This is a genomic window from Streptomyces sp. NPDC034670, from assembly GCF_055574875.1.
The window spans coordinates 58,930-76,952 of record NZ_JBVITR010000024.1; the positions used below are offsets into that span (position 1 = coordinate 58,930).

The window sequence follows — 18,023 nt, forward strand, 5'->3', positions numbered from 1 at the left end:
GCGGGGCTCAGGAGACGCCCAGCTCCTTCGCGTTCTTCTTCAGGTCCTCGATGCCACCGCACATGAAGAACGCCTGCTCCGGGAAGTGGTCGTACTCACCGTCGCAGATCGCGTTGAACGCGGCGATCGACTCGTCCAGCGGCACGTCCGAACCGTCCACGCCGGTGAACTGCTTGGCGACGTGGGTGTTCTGGGACAGGAAGCGCTCCACGCGACGGGCACGGTGGACGACGAGCTTGTCCTCCTCGCCGAGCTCGTCGATACCGAGGATCGCGATGATGTCCTGCAGGTCCTTGTACTTCTGCAGGATGTTCTTCACGCGCATGGCCGCGTTGTAGTGGTCCTGCGCGATGTAGCGCGGGTCCAGGATGCGGGACGTGGAGTCCAGCGGGTCCACGGCCGGGTAGATGCCCTTCTCCGAGATCGGACGGGAGAGCACCGTCGTCGCGTCGAGGTGGGCGAAGGTGGTGGCCGGGGCCGGGTCGGTCAGGTCGTCCGCGGGGACGTAGATCGCCTGCATCGAGGTGATCGAGTGACCGCGGGTCGAGGTGATGCGCTCCTGGAGGAGACCCATCTCGTCGGCCAGGTTCGGCTGGTAGCCCACCGCGGAGGGCATGCGGCCGAGCAGGGTCGACACCTCGGAACCGGCCTGGGTGAAGCGGAAGATGTTGTCGATGAAGAACAGCACGTCCTGCTTCTGGACGTCGCGGAAGTACTCGGCCATGGTGAGGCCGGCCAGCGCGACGCGCAGACGGGTGCCCGGGGGCTCGTCCATCTGGCCGAAGACCAGGGCGGTCTTGTCGATGACGCCCGACTCGCTCATCTCGTCGATGAGGTCGTTGCCCTCACGGGTGCGCTCACCGACACCGGCGAACACCGACACACCGTCGTGGTTGTTGGCGACGCGGTAGATCATCTCCTGGATGAGCACCGTCTTGCCGACGCCGGCGCCGCCGAACAGACCGATCTTGCCGCCCTTGACGTACGGGGTGAGGAGGTCGATGACCTTCACGCCGGTCTCGAACATCTCGGTCTTCGACTCGAGCTCGTCGAAGTTCGGCGCCTTGCGGTGGATCGGCCAGCGCTCGCCGTCGTACGACTCGTCGACGTTGAGCACCTCACCGAGGGTGTTGAACACCTTGCCCTTGGTGAAGTCGCCGACCGGCACGGAGATGGCGGCGCCCGTGTCGGTCACCGGGGCCTGGCGGACCAGGCCGTCGGTGGGCTGCATGGAGATGGTGCGGACCAGGCCCTCGCCCAGGTGCTGGGCGACTTCCAGGGTCAGCGTCTTCTTCGCGCCCTCGTTCGCCGGGTCGGAGACCTCGACGTGCAGGGCGTTGTAGATGTCCGGCATCGCGTCGACGGGGAACTCCACGTCGACGACCGGGCCGATGACCCGCGCGACGCGGCCGGTGGCCACGCCCGACGCAGCGGTCGGCTCAACAGTGGTGGTCATTAGTTGTCACTCCCCGCGGTCGCGTCGGCCAGTGCGCTCGCGCCACCGACGATCTCGCTGATTTCCTGGGTGATTTCGGCCTGGCGGGCCGCGTTGGCAAGACGGGAGAGCGTGTTGATCAGCTCACCCGCGTTGTCGGTGGCCGACTTCATCGCGCGCCGCGTGGCGGCGTGCTTCGAGGCGGCCGACTGGAGCAGCGCGTTGTAGATGCGGCTCTCGACGTAGCGCGGCAGCAGGGCGTCGAGGACATCCTCCGCCGAGGGCTCGAAGTCGTACAGCGGAAGGACCTCGTCCTTCGTCGCCGACTCCTGAGCGACCTCCTCGAGGCGCAGCGGGAGCAGCCGGGAGCCGACCGCCGTCTGCGTCATCATCGAGACGAACTCGGTGTAGACGATGTGGAGTTCGTCCACACCCCCGTCCGCCGTCTCCTTCTCGATGGCCTCGATCAGCGGGGCCGCGACCTTCTTGGCGTCCGCGTACGAGGGCTCGTCGGTGAAGCCCGTGAACGACTCCGCGACCGTGCGCTCGCGGAAGTTGTAGTGGGCGACACCGCGGCGGCCGACGATGTACGTGTCGACCTGCTTGCCCTCGCGCTCCAGGCGCTCGGTCAGCTGCTCCGCCGCCTTGATGGCATTGGCGTTGAAGGCACCGGCCAGACCGCGGTCGCTCGTGAGGAGCAGGACCGCGGCACGGGTCGGGGTCTCCGCCTCCGTGGTCAGCGGGTGCTTGACGTCCGAACCGGTACCGACCGCCGTGACCGCGCGGGTGAGTTCCTGCGCGTACGGCGTGGAGGCCGCCACCTTGCGCTGCGCCTTGACGACGCGCGAGGCGGCGATCATCTCCATCGCCTTGGTGATCTTCTTGGTCGCGGTGACGGATCGGATGCGACGCTTGTAGACCCGGAGCTGAGCTCCCATGAGTCAGGTCCCTTCCTTACGTCACTTGGCGGCAGCGGCCGGGGCGTCCTCGCCGAGCAGCTTGCCGTCGCTCGTCTCGAACTGCTTCTTGAAGGCAGCGATCGCCTCGGCGACGGCCTGCAGGGTGTCGTCGGACATCTTGCCGCCCTCGCGGATGGAGGTCATGAGGCCCTGCTCCTGGCGGTGCAGGTACTCCAGCAGTTCCCTCTCGAAGCGGCGGACGTCGGCGACCGGGACGTCGTCCATCTTCCCGGTGGTGCCGGCCCAGACGGAGACGACCTGGTCCTCGGTGGCCATCGGCTGGTACTGGTCCTGCTTCAGCAGCTCGACCATGCGCTGACCCCGCTCCAGCTGCGCCTTCGACGCGGCGTCCAGGTCGGAACCGAAGGCGGCGAACGCCTCCAGCTCGCGGAACTGGGCGAGGTCCACGCGCAGACGGCCGGAGACCTGCTTCATCGCCTTGTGCTGGGCGGAGCCACCGACGCGGGAGACCGAGATACCGACGTTCAGGGCCGGACGCTGGCCGGCGTTGAACAGGTCGGACTCCAGGAAGCACTGGCCGTCGGTGATGGAGATGACGTTGGTCGGGATGAACGCCGAGACGTCGTTGGCCTTGGTCTCGACGATCGGCAGACCCGTCATCGAGCCGGCACCCATGTCGTCGGAGAGCTTGGCGCAGCGCTCCAGCAGCCGGGAGTGCAGGTAGAAGACGTCACCCGGGTAGGCCTCGCGGCCCGGCGGGCGGCGCAGCAGCAGCGACACGGCGCGGTAGGCGTCGGCCTGCTTCGACAGGTCGTCGAAGATGATCAGGACGTGCTTGCCCTGGTACATCCAGTGCTGGCCGATGGCGGAGCCGGTGTACGGCGCCAGGTACTTGAAGCCGGCCGGGTCGGACGCCGGGGCGGCGACGATGGTCGTGTACTCCAGCGCGCCGTTCTCCTCCAGCGCGCGGCGGACCGACGCGATGGTGGAGCCCTTCTGGCCGATGGCGACGTAGATGCAGCGGACCTGCTTCTTCGGGTCGCCGGTGCGCCAGTTGTCACGCTGGTTGATGATCGTGTCGACGGCCAGGGCGGTCTTGCCGGTCTGGCGGTCGCCGATGATCAGCTGGCGCTGACCACGGCCGATCGGGGTCATGGCGTCGACGGCCTTGTAGCCCGTCTCCATCGGCTCGTGCACCGACTTGCGCTGCATGACCGTGGGGGCCTGCAGTTCGAGGGCGCGGCGGCCCTCGGTCTCGATCTCGCCGAGGCCGTCGATCGGGTTGCCGAGCGGGTCCACCACACGGCCGAGGTAGCCCTCGCCCACGGCGACGGACAGGACCTCGCCGGTGCGGGAGACCGGCTGACCCTCCTCGATGCCGCTGAACTCACCGAGGACGATGGCACCGATCTCCCGCTCCTCGAGGTTGAGGGCGAGGCCGAGGGTGCCGTCCTCGAACTTCAGCAGCTCGTTGGCCATGGCCGACGGCAGGCCCTCGACCTTTGCGATGCCGTCACCGGCAAGGGTGACCGTACCGACCTCCTCGCGCGAGGCCGCGTCCGGCTTGTACGACTGGACGAAGTTCTCCAGCGCGTCCCGGATCTCCTCCGGCCGGATCGTGAGCTCCGCCATCTGAGTTCCCTGCTCTCCTTGTTGGGCCCGAAGTTTCACTTGGGGGGTATTCCACGAGTCGGGGACTCCCCCCAATAAGAGGTGAATCCTCTGCACGGCCCAACCCGGGCCGTAGTCATGCTTATGGAGTTGCTGCTAGCTCGCCATGCGGCGGGCGGCTTCCTCGAGCCGGTCCGCGAGCGAGCCGTTGATGATCTCGTCGCCGACCCGCACCCGGATCCCGCCCAGGACCTCGGGGTCCACGTCGAGGTTGAGATGCATCTCACGGCCGTAGAGCTTCGCCAGCGCGGCGCCGAGACGCCGCTTCTGCGTGTCGCTCAGCGGGACCGCCGAGGTGACGACGGCGACCGTGCGGTTGCGACGCTCGGCGGCGAGCCTGGTCAGGGACTCGAGTCCCGCTTCCAGGCTACGTCCCCGCGGCGCGGTGACAAGGCGCGTCACCAGGCGCTCGGTCGTGGCCTTGACCCGGCCGCCGAGCAGGTTGTGCACCAGCTCGGTCTTGGCCGAGGCGCTCGCGGCGCGGTTGGTCAGCGCGGCCCGCAGCTGGGTGTCGGAGGAGACGATCCGGCCGAACCGGAACAGCTCGTCCTCGACCTCGTCGAGCGTGCCCGCCCGCTGGGCCGCGGTGAAGTCGGCCGTGTTGGCCAGCTCCTCCAGCGCGTCCACCAGGTCGCGCGACTGCGACCAGCGGGAGCGCACCGTGCCGGCCACCAGGTCGGCGGTCGGGCCGCCGACCTGACCGCCGAGGATGCGTCCGGCCAGGCCGGCCTTGGCGTCAGCGGCCTGCGCCGGGTCGGTGAGGACCCGGCGCAAGCTGACCTCGCGGTCGAGCAGCGCGGTGACGGCGGCCAGCTCGTCGGCGAGCTGCGCCGCGTCCACGGACGTGGAGTCCGTCAGCGCGTCGAGCCGCTCACGTGCGGCTGCCAGGGCCTCGCGGCTCGCTCCGTTCATCGCGCGGCCTCGGCCTTCTCCTCGAGCTGGTCGAGGAAGCGGTCGATCACACGGCTCTGCCGGGCGTGGTCCTCGAGGGACTCGCCGACGAGCTTGCCCGCCAGTTCGGTGGCGAGCCTGCCGATGTCCTGGCGCAGTGCCGCGGACGCGGCCTTGCGGTCGGCCTCGACCTGCGTGTGACCGGCGGCGATGATCTCTTCACGCTGCCGCTGGCCCTCCGCGCGCATCTCGGCGATGAGCGCGGCGCCCTGCTCCTGCGCCTCCTGGCGCAGGCGCGCGGCCTCGTGCCGGGCCTCGGCGAGCTGAGCCTTGTACTGCTCGAGCACGCTCTGGGCCTCGGTCTGGGCGGCCTCGGCCTTCTCGATCCCGCCCTCGATCGCCTCGCGGCGCTCCTCCAGAACCTTGTTGATGTTCGGAAGGAGCTTCTTGGCGAGGAGGCCGAAGACGATGACGAAGGCGAGCAGGCCGATGACGAGCTCGGGAATCGGCGGGACGAGGGGGTTCTGCAACTCCTCAGCCGCGATATGAAGCAGTGGGCTCATATCAGAGTGCCTTTCGTCTAGGGGGGCGGTCGTGGATCAGATGATCACGTGCCGTAGACGAACGGCATGACCAGGCCGATGAGGGCGAGCGCCTCACAGAAGGCGAAGCCGAGGATCTGGTTGGCGCGGATCAGGCCGGCGGCCTCGGGCTGGCGGGCGATGGCTTCGGTGCCCTTACCGAAGATGATGCCGACGCCGATGCCGGGACCGAAAGCGGCGATGCCGTAGCCGATGGAAGCGATCGAACCGCTGACGGCGGCAAGGGTCTGGGACATGCCAGTTCTTCCTTTTCTTCACGGGCCGGTGGGGGTGCGCCACCGGACGACTAGGGGGGCGGGTGCGGGACGCTCAGTGGTGCTCGGCGAGCGCGCCCTGGATGTAAGTACAGGCCAGCAGGACGAAGACGTACGCCTGCAGGGCTTGGATGAAGAGCTCGAACAGCGTCATCACCAGGACCATCAGGAACGAGACGCCGGCGTAGGCGATGCCGATGCCGTTCAGCAGGTACCAGCTGGCGATGGTGAAGAGCACGATCAGGATGTGGCCCGCGAACATGTTCGCGAAGAGTCGCACCGCGTGGGTGAAGGGCCGCACGATCAGGTTCGAGAAGGCCTCGATCAGCATGACGACCGGCAGCGCCGCGCCGAGCGACTTGTCGTAGCCGGTGAAGTTCTTCAGGGCGCCGACGAAACCGTGCTTCTTGAAGGTCAGCGAGACCCACACGACGTAGACGAGCAGCGCGAGACCCAGCGGGTAGGCGAAGACCGAGGTCACCGGGAACTGGGCGAGCGGGATGATCGACCAGAGGTTCATCATCCAGACGAAGAAGAACATCGCGACGATGAACGGGACGTACTTCTCGCCCTCGCGCTTGCCCATCGTCTCGTAGACGATGCCGCGGCGGACGAAGTCGTAGCCGGTCTCGGCGACCATCTGCAGCTTGCCGGGGACGACCTGGGGCCGCCGGAAGGCCGCCCAGAAGAAGCCGAGGACGACGATCGAGCCGAGCAGCGCCAGCAGCATCGTCTTGTTGAAGTACAGGTTGCTGTCGCCGTCGCCCCAGAGGGGCTCGAACAGGAACGAGTGCAGCCCGGGAGACGGGAAGCCACAGCCGTCGAAGATGTGGCAGTCGGTCTCGAAGGCGAGCACCTGCGTCGGGTCAGCACTCACCGCGGGCTCCTTCGGCGTGGCGCATGGATTCGGCAACCTCGTGGTGTCGGCGCGGCACGGGGCCGCGGATCGGCACGGGACTGGTGTTACGGATGTGGGGGCGGCTGTGGGGCATCTCGCCTCGCGATGTGGCAGGCGTCATCTCGGATGCCCGCGCCCGCGATGCCGCAGTTGGCAACGGACGATAGCAGGGTCTTCCATGCGCCTTTATCCCGGCCCTACGTCTCACGACGAACGCCCCGGGGTTTCCTTCTTCTGGCTCGTCGTCGAATCGGGTTCCACATAAGGGATCTTGGCCTTCATGTGGGCCCGCGCCTGCGCGGCGACCCAGGTGAGGGTGCAGACGAGCAGCGTGAGGGCGAAGACCTTCGGGTGGAACAGCGTCGTGTTCTTGAAGAGCGCGATGAAGACGAACATCAGCAGGATCTGCGCCATGTACATCATCAGTCCCATGGCCTGGAACAGATGCGGCAGCGACTTGGCGGTCCACTGCAGGACGTACAGACCCACCCCCATGAGCAGGATCACGAGCGCCGTCGCGACGACCCCGCCGGTCACTCCCTGGCCGCCCTCGACGGCACCGCCGATCGCGGCTGCGACCGCACCGACGGCAGCGGTGGGCACGGCAGCCTGGATCAGGATCCGGACGTCGTTGGACGGCATGGCGGCAACTCCGCTTTTCGGGGGCAAGGGGTGTCGTCATGGACGAGCGTAGTCCCCCGGACGGGGTGCGAATTCCTCGCACCGGGCGGGCCGTCGCACTACGGCCCGGCAGCTCTTTCCGGGGACTCGTGAACGGTATCACAAACTATTTGATGCAGTCTTTACCCAAAGAGTGTGCGCGGTGTCACACGTGAGGGCCAATCCGCGCTTCTGAGCGAGAACGCGGCCTTCTTGTCTGGTATTGGGCCGCTTCGCACCCCCAACACGGTCCCATAGGACTCCCACGACTTGGCAATGCTCTAGTCGGATTCTTACCTTCGCGCGTTCTCGCCTTCGCGGGCGTCCCGACGGGGCGTCAGCGGGAGTTGCCGGCCCTCGGACCGTCGGCCGGGCGGGCGCGGGAGCCGAGGGCGGTCGCTCCGTTGACGCCGGAGACGCCCGCGGCGACCGGGGAGCGGTGCTCCGCCTCCACGGCGTCCTGCGGCGCCCGCTCCGCCGCCGGGGCGTCCGCGACGGGCGCGGTCGCCCGGCGACGGCGGTAGCGCGGCGGGACGAAGGCCTCCGCCCAGCGCGGGGCGCGCGGGGTGAAGCGCGGCAGCAGGAGCAGGACCAGGCCGATCGCGCTGAGGAGGACCACGCCCAGGACGATCCACATGGACGCCGAGTTGACGGAGTAGGCGAGCGCGCCGAAGGCGATCAGCGCCGACCAGAAGTACATGATCAGCACCGCGCGGCTGTGCGAGTGGCCGATCTCCAGCAGCCGGTGGTGCAGGTGGCCCCGGTCCGCCGCGAACGGCGACTGGCCGCGCCAGGTGCGCCGCACGATCGCCAGGACCAGGTCGGCGGCCGGCACCGCGATGATGGTGAGCGGCAGGATCAGCGGGATGTAGACCGGCACCGTCTGGTGCACGGCCTCCTTCTCCGACCCCACGTACAGGTTCAGGGCGTCCGGGTCCACCTGTCCCGTGACGGAGATCGCACCGGCGGCCAGGACCAGGCCGATGAGCATCGAGCCGGAGTCCCCCATGAAGATCCGCGCCGGGTGCATGTTGTGCGGCAGGAAGCCCAGGCACATGCCCATCAGGATCGCCGCGAACAGCGTCGCCGGGGCGGCCGCCTCGATGCCGTACGAGTACCAGATGCGGTAGGCGTACAGGAAGAACGCCGTCGCCGCGATGCACACCATGCCGGCCGCGAGACCGTCCAGGCCGTCGACGAAGTTGACCGCGTTGATGGTGATGACGACCAGCGCGACCGTGAGCAGCGTGCCCTGCCACTGGGTGAGGGCGACCGAGCCGACGCCCGGGATCGGCAGCCACAGGATCGTCAGGCCCTGCATGACCATCACGCCGGCCGCGATCATCTGGCCGCCGAGCTTGATCAGGGCGTCGATCTCGAACTTGTCGTCCAGGACGCCGATCAGCCAGATCAGCGCGGCCCCGGAGAGCAGCGCCCGGGGCTCGTTGGACCTCTCGAAGAGCTGGCCGAGGTTGGCGAGGTGGTCGGCGACCAGCAGACCCGCGCACAGGCCGAAGAACATCGCGATACCGCCGAGCCGCGGAGTAGGTTCCCGGTGCACGTCCCGCGCCCGGATCTGCGGCATCGCCCCGGCCACGATCGCGAACTTCCGTACCGGGCCGGTCAGCAGGTACGTCACCGCGGCAGTGACGCAGAGCGTCAGCAGGTATTCACGCACGGGCTTCCCCACAGGTCTCGCTGGCCATCACAGCCCCACACCCTAGCGAGGCGCGCATACGGGTGAGGACTTCCGGGTGGCGGCCACGGTTGCACGCGCGACCGCGCCCCCGGGCGCGCCCGCCCGCGCCGGCGGTGCTCAGCCCGGGTACGGCGGGAAGGCCGCGGTCAGCTCCCGCACCTCCTGACGGGCCCGCGCCGCCCCGGTCCGGCCCGTCAGGACGCCCGCCGCCAGAGCGGCGACGACCGGCATCTCCCGCTCCCCCATGCCCTGCGTGGTCACCGCCGCCGTGCCCAGGCGCAGGCCCCGGACGTCGGCGTGCGGCAGGGCGCAGCAGTCCAGCACGATCCCGGCCGCCGCGAGCCGGCCGCGCGCGGTGCGCCCGTCCACGCCGAGGGGGGCCGGGTCGGCGGTGATCAGGTGGGTGTCCGTGCCGCCGGTGGTGACGGCCAGTCCCTCGGCGGCCAGCGCGGCGGCCAGCGCCCGCGCGTTGGCGACCACTCGGTGCGCGTACGCGGCGAACGCCTCCGTCGCCGCCTCCCCGAACGCGACCGCCTTGGCGGCGATGGTGTGCATCTGGGCGCCGCCCTGGGTGAACGGGAAGACCGCCCGGTCCACCCGTCCGGCCAGCTCCGCGCCGCACAGGAGCATGCCGCCGCGCGGGCCGCGCAGCACCTTGTGCGTGGTGGCGCAGACGATGTCGGCGTACGGCACCGGGCTGGGCGCCGCTCCCCCGGCGACGAGCCCGATGGGGTGCGCGGCGTCGGCGATCAGGTACGCGCCGACCTCGTCGGCGACCTCGCGGAAGAACGCGTGGTCGAGGTGGCGGGGGTAGGCGGTGGAGCCGCAGACGATCGCCTTGGGGCGGTGCGCGCGGGCGAGGGCGCGCACCTGGTCGTGGTCGACGAGCCCGGTCTCCGCGTCCACGCCGTAGCCGACGAAGTCGAACCAGCGGCCGGAGAAGTTCACGGGCGAGCCGTGGGTGAGGTGGCCGCCGTGGGGCAGGCCGAGGGCGAGGACGGTGTCCCCGGGGCGCAGCAGGGCGGCGTAGGCGGCCAGCACGGCCGAGGAGCCGGAGTGCGCCTGGACGTTGGCGTGTTCGGCGCCGAACAGGGCCTTGGCGCGCTCCACGGCGAGGCGTTCGGCGGCGTCGGCGAACTCGCAGCCCCCGTGGTGCCGGGCGCCCGGGTACCCCTCGGCGTACTTGTTGGCCAGCGGCGAGCCGAGGGCGGCCAGCACGGCGGGCGAGGTGAAGTTCTCCGCGGCGATCAGCTGGAGCGTGGTCGCCTGCCGCTCGCGCTCGCCGCGCAGGACGTCGGCGAGCTCGGGGTCCTGGCGGCGCAGGACATCGGCCTCGAGGGCAGGGGTGACCGTCATGGGGGGCTCCCGGACGTCGGCGCTGACGTACGACCAATGTAGGCCGGGCGCCCGGGGAGCGCGCGGTCGCCGCGTCCGCCCGTGGCCGCGGGCCGGTCCCCGTGGCCGTGCCCGGCCTCACGCCCGGGTCGGTACGCCCGTCAGGGCCGTGACCACCGGGTCCAGGGCCTGGTGTATCTCGTCGCCGATGGAGCGGAAGAAGGTCAGCGGCGCCCCGTACGGGTCGTGGACCTCGTCCGCCTCGGCCGTCGGGGCCAGCAGCCACCCGCGCAGCGCGGCGGCCGCGCGGACCAGGGCGCGGGCGCGCATGACCAGGCCGTCGTCCAGCGGGGGCAGGGTCGCCGGGTCGATCGCGTTCACCAGGCGGGTGAACTCCTTCAGCGTGAAGGTGCGCAGGCCCGCCGAGTGGCCCATGGAGATGACCTGGGCGCGGTGGTCCCGGGTGGCGGTCAGCACCAGGTCGGCGCGGATCACGTGCTCGTCCAGGAGCTCGCGGCCGGTGAAGCCGGAGGCGTCCGCGCCGAACTCGGCCAGCACGGTCTCCGCGTGCGCCTCCATCGGCGCGCCCTCGTGCCCCCAGGTGCCCGCGCTCTCCACGATCAGCCCGCCGCCCAGGACGCCCAGCCGCTGGCTCACGAAATGCCGGGTCAGCCGCTCGGTGATGGGCGAGCGGCACACGTTTCCGGTACTGACGTGGAGGATGCGGAAGGTGTCGCGCGGGAATCCGAAGGTCGTCGTCACTTCCGCGGCGGTTTCCCCGCCGCCTATGCCACGCCCCGACTCGGGGGCCGTCAATTCGCCACCTCGAGGTCGGGTACCACCTTGCGCAGTTCCTCCGGCGAGAGCGCGCCCTCGCGCAGCAGCAGGGGCACCGGCCGGGTGACGTCGACGATCGAGGAGGGGACGTTGCCGGGCGTCGGGCCGCCGTCGAGGTACACGGAGACGGAGTCGCCGAGCATCTCCTGCGCGGCGTCGCAGTTCTCCGGCGCCGGGTGGCCGGTGAGGTTGGCCGAGGAGACGGCCATCGGGCCGACCTCGGTGAGCAGTTCGATGGCGACCGGGTGCAGCGGCATCCGCACGGCCACCGTGCCGCGGGTGTCGCCGAGGTCCCACTGGAGGGACGGCTGGTGCCGGGCGACCAGGGTCAGCGCGCCCGGCCAGAACGCGTCGACCAGTTCCCAGGCCTTCTCGGAGAAGTCCGTGACCAGGCCGTGCAGGGTGTTCGGGGAGCCGATGAGGACGGGCGTGGGCATGGTGCGGCCGCGGCCCTTGGCCGCCAGCAGGTCGGCGACGGCGTCCGGGGTGAACGCGTCGGCGCCGATGCCGTACACCGTGTCCGTCGGCAGCACCACGAGCTCGCCGCGGCGGACGGCGGACGCGGCCTCACGCAGACCGGTCGTGCGGTCGGTGGCGTCGTTGGTGTCGTATCGCCGAGCCATCTGGCGGGCCTCCTCGTGCGTGCTGCTGGGGGGATGGGGTGGGCCGGACGCTCACGGCAGCGCCTTGCGGGCGGTGGCGAACCGGGGGCGGTTGTTCAGGTCGGGGTGGTCGGCGGCGTCGGTCCAGCCGCGGTCCTCGGCGAAGATCCACGGCACCTGGCCGCCCTGGGTGTCGGCGTGCTCGACCACGACCACTCCGCCGGGGCGCAGCAGCCGGTGCGCGGTGCGCTCCAGGCCCCGGATGAGGTCGAGGCCGTCCTCGCCGGAGAACAGGGCCAGCTGCGGGTCGTAGTCCCGGGCCTCCGGGGCGACGTACTCCCACTCGGTGAGCGGGATGTACGGCGGGTTGGAGATGACCAGGTCGACCTGGCCGTCGAGGTCCGGGAAGGCCGTCAGGGCGTCCCCCTGGCGCAGGTCGACGCGGGAGCCCTCCATGTTCCTGCGGGTCCACACCAGGGCGTCCTCGGACAGCTCCACGGCGTGCACGCGCGAGCGCGGCACCTCCTGGGCGAGGGCGAGGGCGATCGCGCCGGAGCCGGTGCACAGGTCGACGACGCGGGGCTCGACGACGTCCATGGCGCGGACCGCGTCTATGGCCCACTCGACCACCGACTCGGTCTCGGGGCGCGGGACGAACACCCCGGGGCCGACCTGGAGCTCCAGGTAGCGGAAGTAGGCGCGCCCGGTGATGTGCTGGAGCGGCTCGCGGGCCTCGCGGCGGGCGGTGACCTCCCAGTACCGGGCGTCGAAGTCGGAGTCCTTCACGGTGTGCAGCTCGCCGCGCTTGACGCCGTGCACGAACGCGGCGAGCTCCTCCGCGTCGGTGCGCGGCGAGGGCACGCCGGCGTCGGCGAGCCGCTGGGTGGCCTGGGCCACCTCGGCGAGCAGCAGGTTCACGCTGGTCCTCCGGGCTGGTCTGCGGGAATCACGCGGCGGCGAGCTTGGCGGCCGAGTCCGCGTCGACACAGGCCTGGATCACCGCGTCGAGGTCGCCGTCCAGGACCTGGTCCAGGTTGTACGCCTTGAAGCCGACGCGGTGGTCCGAGATGCGGTTCTCCGGGAAGTTGTAGGTGCGGATCTTCTCGGAGCGGTCGACGGTGCGGACCTGGCTGCGGCGGGCGTCGGCGGCCTTGCTCTCCGCCTCCTCCTGCGCCATGGCGAGCAGCCTGGAGCGCAGGATACGCAGTGCCTGCTCCTTGTTCTGCAGCTGGCTCTTCTCGTTCTGGCAGGAGGCGACGACCCCGGTCGGGACGTGCGTGATGCGCACGGCGGAGTCGGTGGTGTTCACGGACTGGCCGCCCGGGCCCGAGGACCGGTAGACGTCGATGCGCAGGTCGTTCGGGTTGATCTCGACGTCGACCTCCTCGGCCTCGGGGGTCACCAGGACGCCCGCCGCGGAGGTGTGGATGCGGCCCTGGGACTCGGTGGCCGGCACGCGCTGCACGCGGTGCACGCCGCCCTCGTACTTCAGCCGCGCCCACACGCCCTGGCCGGGCTCGATCTGGCCGCGGGCCTTCACGGCGACCTGGACGTCCTTGTAGCCGCCCAGCTCGGACTCGGTGGCGTCGATGATCTCGGTCTTCCAGCCGACCCGCTCGGCGTAGCGCAGGTACATGCGCAGCAGGTCGCCGGCGAACAGGGCGGACTCGTCGCCGCCCGCGCCCGCCTTGATCTCGAGGATGACGTCCTTGTCGTCGCTGGGGTCGCGCGGGACCAGCAGCAGGCGGAGCTTGTCGGTGAGTGCCTCGCGCTGCTGCTCCAGCTCCCTGACCTCGGCGGCGAAGTCCGGGTCGTCGACGGCCAGTTCGCGCGCGGTCTCGAGGTCGTCGCCCGTCTGCCGCCAGGAGCGGTAGGCGGCGACGATCGGGGTGAGCTCGGCGTAGCGCTTGTTGAGCCTGCGCGCGCCTGCCTGGTCGGCGTGGACCGACGGGTCGGCGAGCTTCTTCTCCAGGTCGGCGTGCTCGGCGACGAGTTCCTCGACGGCCTCGAACATCTTGGGCTCCTGCTGGTACGGGGGTGAAGGGCGGGCGCGACCAAAAACGCCGGCCCCGGAGCGCCCCTCGGGGGGCACTGCCGCGGACCGGCGCCTGGGGGCTCGCTACTTCTTGGAGCCGGCGGCCTTGCCGAAGCGGGCCTCGAAGCGGGCCACACGGCCACCGGTGTCGAGGATCTTCTGCTTGCCCGTGTAGAACGGGTGGCACTCGGAGCAGACCTCGGCCCGGATGGTGCCGTTGGAGATCGTGCTGCGGGTGGTGAACGACGCGCCACAGGTGCAGCTGACCTGCGTCTCGACGTACTCGGGGTGGATGTCGCGCTTCAAGGTGTCTCCTAGGTTCCGGGAGGGCGCCGGGTCGCCGCCGCGGGATGCGACAGGCGTGAACCGGAGCCGACGTACCAGTCTGCCAGGACTGGCGCCTTCCTCCCAAACCGGGGGTGGGGACGATCTATTCCCCCGGCGGGGCGCCGGTCTACGGCGCGCCCATCACGTCCCCGGTCCGGCCGGCGGGGGCGGGCTCGGTGGCCGCGGCGGGGATCGGCTCGTCGTTCCGCAGCGCGTCCCAGACCAGCCGGGCCCTGTCCTTCTCCAGCAGGACCCGGTTGGCGTCGGCCGGGTCGTACCGCACCGGCACGGTCACCATCCGCAGCCCCGCGGGGCCGATGTCCTTCAGGCCGTTCGCGAAGGACATCAGGGAGTTCACCGAGTCGAGGCCGGAGTCGGTGGTGACGGCCCTGGTGGCGGTGTCGGCGAGGTCGTACAGCTTCTTGGGGCTGGTGAGGACGCCGATCTCCTCGACCTGCCGCGCCAGCGCCCTGAGGAAGGCCTGCTGGAGCCGGATGCGGCCGAGGTCGGAGCCGTCGCCGACGCCGTGCCGGGTGCGCACCAGGCCGAGGGCCCGCTCCCCGTCCAGCCGGTGGGTGCCGGCCTCCAGGTCGAGGCGGCTGTCGGGGTCCTCGATGTCCTCGGTGGTGGTGATCTCCACACCGCCGAGCTCGTCGACGACCTCGCGGAAGCCGGCGAAGTCGATCTCCAGGTAGTGGTCCATGCGCAGGCCGGTGAGCGACTCGACGGTCTTCACCGCGCAGGCGGCCCCGCCCGTGGCGTAGGCAGAGTTGAACATCACACCGGTCGCGGCGGGACGGGTGCCGCCCTCGGGGACGGCGCACGCGGGGCGGTCGACGACGGTGTCGCGCGGGAGGGAGACCACACTGGCCCGGTCGCGGCCCCCGTGGACGTGCACGATCATCGCGGTGTCGGAGCGGGCGGTGCCGTCGTCGGTGCCGCCGCCGAGTTCCCCGTTGCCGCCGGAGCGGGTGTCGGAGCCGAGGACCAGGATGTTCTCGGAGCCGTTGTCGGCCTTCCCGGGCCGGTCGGCGCCGAGGATCCGCGCGATGTCGACGCTGTCGATGTTGCCGTTGAGCCTGAGGTACAGGTATCCGGCGCCGGCGCCGCCCAGGGCCACGATGCCCGCGGCGGTCCAGGCCGCGGCCCTCACGCCCGCGCGCCGCCTCCCGCGCTGCTCGCGGCGGCGCCTCGCGGCCCGGTGCCGCGGATCCGCCGCGCCGGGTCCCCCCGGCGGGCCGGGGTCCGGTGTGCTCTCGGCAGCCATGTGCTCCTCAGCCCCCGTCCGGTGGTCGACCTTTCTGCCGCTGTCGGTACCGGATCCGGCCGGTCCGCTTCCCGTACGGCACCATCGTCCCGCCGTCCGGCCGGAGGGGAAAACGCAGGACGGGGCCGCACGGCACCCCGTGCCCGGCCCCGGGCCCGCCGGGCGCCGTGCGCGCGCCGCTGACCTGCGGTTCCGGCCGGGAAGTCCGCGCCGCTCGGGATCGGCGCCGGCGGGCGCCCGCGGGGCGGGGCTCTCGCCGGGACGCCGCCGGGAACGCGCGAGGGGCCGCTCCCGTGACGGGAGCGGCCCCTGGGCGGCGCTTCGGCCGCGGCCCTGCGCGAAGGGGACGTCAGTCGCCGTTGCCCGGCGCCGGCGTCGTCTTCTGGATCTGCAGCAGGAACTCGGCGTTCGACTTGGTCTGCTTCATCTTGTCGAGGAGCAGCTCGATCGCCTGCTGCTGGTCGAGGGCGTGCAGCACCCGGCGCAGCTTCCAGACGATGCCCAGTTCCTCGCCGCTGAGCAGGATCTCCTCCTTGCGGGTGCCGGACGCGTCGACGTCCACCGCGGGGAAGATGCGCTTGTCGGCGAGCTTCCGGTCGAGCTTGAGCTCCATGTTGCCGGTGCCCTTGAACTCCTCGAAGATCACCTCGTCCATGCGGGACCCGGTGTCCACCAGGGCGGTGGCGAGGATGGTCAGCGAGCCGCCGTCCTCGATGTTGCGGGCCGCGCCGAAGAAGCGCTTCGGCGGGTACAGGGCGGTCGAGTCGACACCACCGGACAGGATGCGGCCGGAGGCCGGGGCGGCGAGGTTGTACGCGCGGCCCAGGCGGGTGATCGAGTCGAGCAGCACGACGACGTCGTGGCCCAGCTCCACCAGCCGCTTGGCCCGCTCGATGGCGAGCTCGGCGACCGTGGTGTGGTCCTCGGCCGGGCGGTCGAAGGTCGAGGAGATGACCTCGCCCTTGACCGACCGCTGCATGTCGGTGACCTCTTCCGGACGCTCGTCGACGAGGACGACCATCAGGTGGCACTCGGGGTTGTTGTGGGTGATCGCGTTGGCGACCGCCTGCATGATCATGGTCTTGCCGGTCTTCGGCGGGGCCACGATCAGACCGCGCTGGCCCTTGCCGATCGGCGACACGAGGTCGATGATCCGGGTGGTCAGCACGCCCGGGTCCGTCTCCAGGCGGAGGCGGTCCTGCGGGTACAGCGGGGTGAGCTTGTTGAACTCCGGGCGGCCGCGACCGTGTTCGGGCGCCATGCCGTTGACGGAGTCGAGCCGGACGAGCGCGTTGAACTTCTCGCGCCGCTCGCCCTCCTTGGGCTGGCGGACCGCGCCGGTGATGTGGTCGCCCTTGCGCAGGCCGTTCTTGCGGACCTGGGCGAGGGAGACGTACACGTCGTTCGGGCCCGGCAGGTAGCCGGAGGTGCGGATGAAGGCGTAGTTGTCGAGGATGTCCAGGATGCCCGCGACCGGGATCAGGACGTCGTCCTCGGTGATCTGCGGCTCGGAGGCCATGTCGTCGCGGCCGCGGCGGCCGCGGCGGTCGCGGTAGCGCCCGCGCCGGCCGCGCCGGCCGCCGCCGTCGTCGTCGTAGCCGTCGTCCTGGCGGCCGCCGCCCTGCGGCTGGTTCTGCTGACGGCTCTGGCCGCCCTGCTGCTGGTCGTCGCCCTTGGTGCGGCGGTCACCGCGCTCGCCGCGGTCGCCGCCGTGCGTACGGTCGCGGTCGCGGCCGCGCTCGCGGCGGTCCCGGCGGCGGCCCTCGCCGCCCTCGTGGTCGGGCCTGGCCTCGCCCTGCTGCGGCTGCTGCTGCGCCTGGGCGGGGGTCTCGGCCTTCGGCTCGGTCCTCGCCTCGGCGGCGACCGTCTCGGTCGCGGCGGCCGGGGCACCGGCCTCGGCGGTGGCGCGACGGCGGCGGCGCTCGGCGGGAGCGGCCTCCTCGGCGGGGGCCTGCTCGGCCGGGGCGGCGGCCTTCGGGGAGGGCTGGCCCGGGATCTCGATCTGCTGCTGGGCCGCGGCCTGTTCGGCGGGGGCCTGCTCGTCCTTGGCGTCCGCCTTCTTCTCGGCGGCCTCGCCCGTACGGGTCCGGGAGGTGGCACGGCGCTTGGGCTTGGTCTCGGCGGCGGGCTCGGCCTTGGCCGGGGCGGCGCCTCCGGCAGCCTGCGCCTCCTTGATGACCTCGATCAGCTGGCTCTTGCGCATGCGCGCGGTGCCCCTGATGCCGAGGCCGGATGCGACCTGCTGCAGCTCGGCCAGCACCATGCCCTCGAGGCCGGTACCGCGGCGCCGCCGGGAGCCGGCACCGGTGGCAGGCGCGGAAGCGTCCGTGGCGGGCGCGGCAGCGGTCTCCTCGACACGTGCGCCCATCAGATCGGTGGTGTCGCTCACGAAGGGTCCTTCCCTGGAGCGGACGTCGGCCTGTCTGGCTCGGCGACCGGTTGTGCTGTCCGGCTTCGGTCCTTGCTGTGCGGACCGCGCCGGGGCGGTTGTCCGCCTGAGCGGCGGAAGGGATATCTGGTGACGGCGCTTCCTCGACGTGCCGTGACACCTGGTGTCACGTGGCGTGGTCGCACCGGTTCCGGAGCGTGT

General features: G+C 71.2%; 17 protein-coding genes. All 17 read right to left on the reverse strand.

Annotated elements, in window-relative coordinates:
* Positions 1-7 precede the first annotated feature (7 nt).
* The 17 genes from atpD to rho all read right to left on the reverse strand — a co-directional run bounded on the left by atpD (position 8) and on the right by rho (position 17,822).
* Positions 8-1,456: a F0F1 ATP synthase subunit beta gene (gene atpD, locus ACZ56B_RS17880; protein ID WP_468790898.1), complete on the reverse strand. Its 1,449-nt coding sequence runs from the start codon at positions 1,454-1,456 to the stop codon at positions 8-10.
* Complete coding sequence (locus ACZ56B_RS17885) at positions 1,456-2,373, reverse strand: F0F1 ATP synthase subunit gamma (RefSeq protein ID WP_468790900.1); 918 nt, start codon at positions 2,371-2,373, stop codon at positions 1,456-1,458. Before ACZ56B_RS17885 ends, atpD begins: the two co-directional genes overlap by 1 nt.
* Positions 2,374-2,394: 21 nt before the next feature.
* Positions 2,395-3,987 (reverse strand): F0F1 ATP synthase subunit alpha, encoded by a 1,593-nt coding sequence (gene atpA, locus ACZ56B_RS17890; RefSeq protein ID WP_468790902.1) that lies wholly within the window; start codon positions 3,985-3,987, stop codon positions 2,395-2,397.
* Positions 3,988-4,122: 135 nt separating this feature from the next.
* Positions 4,123-4,938 (reverse strand): F0F1 ATP synthase subunit delta, encoded by an 816-nt coding sequence (locus ACZ56B_RS17895; RefSeq protein WP_468790904.1) that lies wholly within the window; start codon positions 4,936-4,938, stop codon positions 4,123-4,125.
* Positions 4,935-5,480: a F0F1 ATP synthase subunit B gene (locus ACZ56B_RS17900; protein ID WP_468790906.1), complete on the reverse strand. Its 546-nt coding sequence runs from the start codon at positions 5,478-5,480 to the stop codon at positions 4,935-4,937. The genes ACZ56B_RS17895 and ACZ56B_RS17900 overlap by 4 nt, the downstream gene beginning before the upstream one ends.
* A 44-nt stretch (positions 5,481-5,524) precedes the next feature.
* Positions 5,525-5,755, reverse strand: coding sequence for an ATP synthase F0 subunit C (gene atpE, locus ACZ56B_RS17905; RefSeq protein ID WP_004983330.1), 231 nt, complete (start codon positions 5,753-5,755; stop codon positions 5,525-5,527).
* A 73-nt stretch (positions 5,756-5,828) separates the two neighbouring features.
* Positions 5,829-6,650, reverse strand: coding sequence for a F0F1 ATP synthase subunit A (gene atpB / locus ACZ56B_RS17910; RefSeq protein ID WP_468790908.1), 822 nt, complete (start codon positions 6,648-6,650; stop codon positions 5,829-5,831).
* A gap of 225 nt (positions 6,651-6,875) precedes the next feature.
* Complete coding sequence (locus ACZ56B_RS17915; RefSeq protein ID WP_468790910.1) at positions 6,876-7,313, reverse strand: hypothetical protein; 438 nt, start codon at positions 7,311-7,313, stop codon at positions 6,876-6,878.
* 355 nt (positions 7,314-7,668) lie between these two features.
* On the reverse strand, positions 7,669-9,009 hold the full coding sequence (locus ACZ56B_RS17920; protein ID WP_468790912.1) for an MraY family glycosyltransferase: 1,341 nt from the start codon (positions 9,007-9,009) through the stop codon (positions 7,669-7,671).
* Positions 9,010-9,147: 138 nt separating this feature from the next.
* On the reverse strand, positions 9,148-10,386 hold the full coding sequence (locus tag ACZ56B_RS17925; RefSeq protein ID WP_468790914.1) for a serine hydroxymethyltransferase: 1,239 nt from the start codon (positions 10,384-10,386) through the stop codon (positions 9,148-9,150).
* 117 nt (positions 10,387-10,503) lie between these two features.
* Positions 10,504-11,181 (reverse strand): arsenate reductase/protein-tyrosine-phosphatase family protein, encoded by a 678-nt coding sequence (locus tag ACZ56B_RS17930; RefSeq protein WP_468790916.1) that lies wholly within the window; start codon positions 11,179-11,181, stop codon positions 10,504-10,506.
* Positions 11,178-11,825: an L-threonylcarbamoyladenylate synthase gene (locus ACZ56B_RS17935; RefSeq protein WP_468790918.1), complete on the reverse strand. Its 648-nt coding sequence runs from the start codon at positions 11,823-11,825 to the stop codon at positions 11,178-11,180. The genes ACZ56B_RS17930 and ACZ56B_RS17935 overlap by 4 nt, the downstream gene beginning before the upstream one ends.
* Before the next feature lie 51 nt (positions 11,826-11,876).
* A complete protein-coding gene (prmC, locus tag ACZ56B_RS17940) occupies positions 11,877-12,722 on the reverse strand; it encodes a peptide chain release factor N(5)-glutamine methyltransferase (RefSeq protein ID WP_468790920.1) in 846 nt (281 codons plus the stop codon).
* A 28-nt stretch (positions 12,723-12,750) separates the two neighbouring features.
* The gene (prfA, locus tag ACZ56B_RS17945) at positions 12,751-13,818 is read right to left on the reverse strand and encodes a peptide chain release factor 1 (protein ID WP_468790922.1); all 1,068 of its coding nucleotides are present in this window, start codon (positions 13,816-13,818) and stop codon (positions 12,751-12,753) included.
* Between the two features lie 105 nt (positions 13,819-13,923).
* Positions 13,924-14,145, reverse strand: a complete 222-nt coding sequence (rpmE, locus tag ACZ56B_RS17950; RefSeq protein WP_468790924.1) for a 50S ribosomal protein L31 — start codon at positions 14,143-14,145, stop codon at positions 13,924-13,926.
* Positions 14,146-14,293: 148 nt separating this feature from the next.
* Positions 14,294-15,433: an LCP family protein gene (locus ACZ56B_RS17955; protein WP_468790926.1), complete on the reverse strand. Its 1,140-nt coding sequence runs from the start codon at positions 15,431-15,433 to the stop codon at positions 14,294-14,296.
* Between the two features lie 349 nt (positions 15,434-15,782).
* On the reverse strand, positions 15,783-17,822 hold the full coding sequence (gene rho / locus ACZ56B_RS17960) for a transcription termination factor Rho (protein ID WP_468790928.1): 2,040 nt from the start codon (positions 17,820-17,822) through the stop codon (positions 15,783-15,785).
* Positions 17,823-18,023: the final 201 nt, after the last annotated feature.